Origin of the sequence: Legionella fairfieldensis ATCC 49588, from assembly GCF_000621525.1 — a bacterium.
GTDB lineage: Bacteria > Pseudomonadota > Gammaproteobacteria > Legionellales > Legionellaceae > Tatlockia > Tatlockia fairfieldensis.
In genome coordinates, this window is sequence record NZ_JHYC01000048.1 from 1 (window position 1) to 4,987 (window position 4,987).

The following is a 4,987-nucleotide window of genomic DNA, read 5'->3' on the forward strand; positions in this document are numbered from 1 at the left end:
TCACTAAATTTTGATTTCTTCATGCAGAATCTCCTTGCACATACATTACGAGAAAATTCTACTTTTGGCATCAACTATTTTGTGGGCGGATTACCGGAGAACATACTGTTTGTTACATCTTGTTTGATTGCTTCATTCTTATCAGAGCCTGATAAGTTTTGAGATCCCTTGTTAAGCGTTATATTTCGAGGATTAAAAATGCTTCCGGGGAAGAAGTCTGGTTTAATGGGAGTAGTATTAAGTGGAGTAAGAGATGTGGAATCGTTGTTGATCGAATTATGCAGGGATTTTTTCATGAGTATCCTCTCTTATATGATTTGATGGTAATTTTTGCAACAGAGGGTTACTAATTTATCCTAACGAGTTAATTCAATCAAGGATTTCTGGCATACCTGTTTTACAGGAAGAAGAAGTGTTCTTACCGTCTCAGATATTTACAAATCATCTTCGCAGTAAAAATAATTTGTTCTTCTGTATGTAGATAATTAATAAATAATCGAATCCGAGCCAAATTCTTATCCACAGCAGGATAAATAATAGGAATAGTATAAATTCTCTGGTTCCGCAATTTTAAACTGAAATTAATGGCTTTTCGTTCATCACCCACAATGACAGGAATAATAGGGGTATCTTGACTGGACCCCGTGTTGATGCCATGTTCCTGCAAATAGTTCAATAAGGTTGCAGCCCGTTGCTGTAATTTTTTTGGCCTTAAGGGGTCTTGTTTTAAAAGGCGGAGGCTGGTTAGCGCTGCTGCAGCATTCGCGGGACTTATACCGGCAGAAAAAACAAATCCGCCGCAACTGTATTTGATAAACTCAATTAAAGATCGTTTCCCCGCAATATAGCCACCACAACTCGCAAAGGCTTTACTTAATGTGCCCATCCAGAGATCAACATCATTAATATTCATATTAAAATAATCATTTATTCCCCCACCATGCTCGCCAATAACACCTATTGAATGGGCTTCATTAATCATCAGACGGGCATTATATTGATTTTTAATGTTGACAAATTCAGGGACATTCGGGATATCCCCATCCATACTGTATACTCCTTCAATTAAAACTAAAGCACGACGATAGTAATGACGCTCTTTTTGCATTAGCCTTTTTATATGGGGGAAAGGAATACATTTTGCCCCGGAAAAAATAGCTCCTTGTAAGGCACTGTTATGGATTAACGCAGGAAAGACAAGTCATGGAACAAAGTCTGGAAGAGAAAATTTGCATATCCCGTGAACACTTACAAATCTAGTTGGTAATAATTAATCCTATAAAAATAGAGCAACAATCCAGTGGGCTTAAAAACTTCTCGCCTAATTTAATTTTGGCTTACGTTCTTCTACTGGCCAATCATTCTCAATGATGTCTAACTGTTTTTTTATTGTGTTATATCTTCTATTGAAAAAAGAGCAATACGTTGGCGATGGTGGATAATTAAAGCCTTTTTTTATGGAATTGGCTATTTGATTTAAATATCTTAATAGATAAGAATTTTTGTTATATTTTTGACAAAATTTTTCTAAAAACTTCAAACATTTTTTCTTAAAGTAATTAAAGTTATCATCACTTATATCGCTTAAAAATAAATTGAAATTATTCAAGATAAGACGGTGAACTCTGGAAATAATAGAGTTATTATCTTGCTTAAGTTGATCGACAATATTTTTTAATTCCTGTTGAAATATTTGCAATGACTTAGGAGTATGTTTTAAATTAATGGCTTTTTTAAGATCTTCAAGAAGTGATAAATACATTCTCGCACTAAAAAAACTATAATAACCATTATTTTCTATTTTCCCGGAAAAACCAATTAAAAAAGAAATAAATTCTTCATGATATAATGGAGTATTTTGGGTATATATTTGCACTTGACGAATGATTAAATCTTGTTGCTGATTTGTCATAAAAGACTTAAAGCATTTCAACAAGCTTAAAAAGGGTTTTGTATTCTTTTCAAAAAAATCAATCAATTCCTTACTGATAGTATTCTCAACTCGCTGCTCTTTTTCTATTTTTAAAAAGTACTCATAAATTTTCGAGTTTTTTTGACACAAAATTAAGAATAAAAATTCCTTGATTTTATGCTGAGTAAAATGAGGAAGAATTTTTTCAAAAACAGCCACTATTTTTTGACTAGTGATATGAGGACCTATAGACTTATAGCTAAATTCTCTTTTAATGCCACTGACTTTATGCAGCCCATTGATCAAGTATGCGGAAAAATTCCCTAATAAATGAATGTGGCGAGTATCAGCAATAAGGGCAAATAAATCAACATTGAGAAATAGCCATCCCTCTTCAAGTGAATAATAAGAAAAATGATTTGGAAAGCTAACCGGTTTTTTTTTAATAAGGTCAGTCAGTATTTTTTTAAGATCATCTTCTTTTAAATGATTGATATAAAGAGGTAAAACGGTTCTCATAACCTTTAAATACCACTCCTTGCATATATTTGCTGACAAGTAACAGAAATTGGCAATTAAGAGCTTAGTTAAATCAAGTACTTTTTTATAATTCAGTCGAGGTAAAAGAGATTCTAAAAAATAATAGATTTGAAACTCATACGAAGTCTCTGTTAACTTATTTTTTATATACAACAAATCATTTTCAAGTTGTTTTTTGGATAAATGAGGCAGGAATATCCTTTTCATAATAAAATAATGATTAATTAAACCATCCTTGTCTGGAATTGATTGAAGAGCCAGTTGTTCATATAAATTTTGAATGACTTCCTTTGATAGAAAATGATTAATTAAACCATCCTTGTCTGGAATTGATTGAAGAGCCAGTTGTTCATATAAATTTTGAATGACTTCCTTTGATAGAAAAGGTATAAAAAGCGTTAATTTCCATTGACAAAGCCATTTTGCCTCTTCTGGCATTGAGAAAAATGGACTATTGTATTGAGAAAGAGGCCATAACTTTTGCAAGGCTTCATAGTCAAGTTGAGAGCCAAATGTCTGTAAGAGGAGTTTAGTGGCTGATTTCTCCCTGTTGGTCTCAAAATAATAGAAAATTGTAGGCCATACATCATTTAGGTCATTGAATTTCAATCTTGGAATAAAATGGCCTAATAAGATTATAGTTTCTTTGGAGTAATAAATTTCTTTTTTGTTCCCGAGTAACTCAACCAATATTCTTCTAAATTCATTCTCAGGTAACAAAGGTAATAAGAAGTCAATTTTTTCCAATGTAAATGGGTGGCTCGAATTTTTAAAGTATGTCTTAATTAATTCATTAAAAATAACCTCATCGTTTTGTTGAGCTTTTTTTGTTAACCTGGAGTATACAGCAGGTGCTATCAATCGAGCGGATTTACAAAAATATCCGGTAAAATTATTAAAATAACTTTCATTTTCGTGTAATTTGTCTAATATAGTTTCAACTTGTCTCATTTCAAAATAAGAAACAAAATTATTAACAAATTGCAATGCAGCAGGATATAATCTTTGCTCACAACCATAACGGCTCTCATTAAGCCCAAAATTTACATGAGCAGCTAATGTTTTTAACTGCTCAGGTGTATATAACAAAAAAGTGGCATTAATGAAGTTAATCAGAGGCAATGAACGAATAGATAAGTCCGCTTTACAAAGTTGATTTAAAATTTGCTCAAAATAAACCGGTCTTATCGAAAAAACGGCTCCGGCTTCTTTTGCGAGGTAATTGAGCGCATTAATGCGATCCGAAGCTGATAACACACCATTGTACATCCAATGCTCTATCTGGGGAGCTAGATGAATTGGATAATCCTCGTAATTCTTAATTAAAAAACTCAGTTGTCTTTTTTGATAAAACAGTGCATCCTGAGATTGTTGTTCGAATAAAAAATTTAATGTTTTAAAATGAATACTTTTATTTGTACGCCCTAATCCATTTAATAAATCGGTAAATGGTATATAGCGTATAAGAAAAAGATTGAACCAGTTATCTTGGGCAAAAAACATACCTGTTAAACCTCAAATTGTACAAGCTATTCGCTTACTCATAGCAAACAAGCGCAGCCAAATTTAAGGTCCCAGCATAAACTATTAGGAGCAATTTAGCACCCTCTTAATAACTATCCTGATAATTATTAAATTGTTATTGGCCAAAAAGCTTAATAATTGCTTTATTAAAAGCAGGTATATCGCCAGGATTCCGGCTTGTAAGAATCGAACCATCTCTCACTACTTCTTCATCCAGCCAAATTGCTCCCGCATTAATTAAATCTTCTTTAATAGAAGACCAGGACGTTATTTTTCGTCCTCTTGCAATTCCTGCATTGATCAATAACCATGGCCCATGACAGATTGCCGCGATTGGTTTATTGCTATCATACATATTTTTAATAAAATCAATAGCTAATTTGTTTGTTCTTAATTTATCAGGGCTTAAAACACCGCCTGGTAATAACAATGCATCATATTTCTCTGCTTTAGCCTCTTTTAGAGGGACATTGATAGTAAATTGATCACCCCAATCGGTTTCTTTCCAGCCTCTTACGGTCGATTCCTCAGGAGAAATGATTTCCGTTTTAGCACCTTCTTCGTCTAATGCTTTTCTCGGCATAGTCATTTCTACTTGTTCAAAGCCATTAGCTATTAAAATCGCTATTCTTTTTTCCGCCAAAACATTAGTCATTTTTCTCTCCTAATGGTAATCCGCCCACAAAATAGTTGATGCCAAAAGTAGAATTTTCTCGTAATGTATGTGCAAGGAGATTCTGCATGAAGAAATCAAAATTTAGTGACAGCCAAATCCTGTCGATATTGAAGCAAGCTCAAAGTGGTGTTGCAGTTCCAGATTTATGTCGAGAGCATGGTATAAGCAATGCGACATTCTATAACTGGCGAGCCAAGTATGGAGGCATGGATCTTCCAATGATGGCTCGGCTAAAGGAACTTGAAGCAGAGAATAGCCGCTTAAAGAAGATGTACGCTGAAGAGCGCTTAAAGTCAGAAATTTTAAAAGAGGTGCTTGAAAAAAAGTAAAAAAGC

3 protein-coding genes and 1 pseudogene are annotated in these 4,987 nt (G+C 33.4%); 1 reads left to right on the plus strand and 3 read right to left on the minus strand.

The window, feature by feature from the left end; all coding sequences use genetic code 11:
* Positions 1-418: 418 nt before the first annotated feature.
* The 3 genes from T345_RS14175 to T345_RS0110595 form a co-directional block, all read right to left on the minus strand.
* Positions 419-1,183: an aminotransferase class I/II-fold pyridoxal phosphate-dependent enzyme gene (locus T345_RS14175; RefSeq protein ID WP_084273798.1), complete on the minus strand. Its 765-nt coding sequence runs from the start codon at positions 1,181-1,183 to the stop codon at positions 419-421.
* Positions 1,184-1,321: 138 nt separating this feature from the next.
* Entirely contained in the window at positions 1,322-3,955 is a 2,634-nt protein-coding gene (locus T345_RS0110590) for a hypothetical protein (protein ID WP_028389319.1), read from the minus strand.
* A 136-nt stretch (positions 3,956-4,091) separates the two neighbouring features.
* On the minus strand, positions 4,092-4,631 hold the full coding sequence (locus tag T345_RS0110595) for a type 1 glutamine amidotransferase domain-containing protein (RefSeq protein ID WP_028389320.1): 540 nt from the start codon (positions 4,629-4,631) through the stop codon (positions 4,092-4,094).
* Positions 4,632-4,717: 86 nt separating this feature from the next.
* Here T345_RS0110595 and T345_RS0110605 point away from each other — a divergent pair.
* Positions 4,718-4,978, plus strand: a pseudogene (locus T345_RS0110605) (transposase); the annotation flags it as partial.
* Positions 4,979-4,987 lie beyond the last annotated feature (9 nt).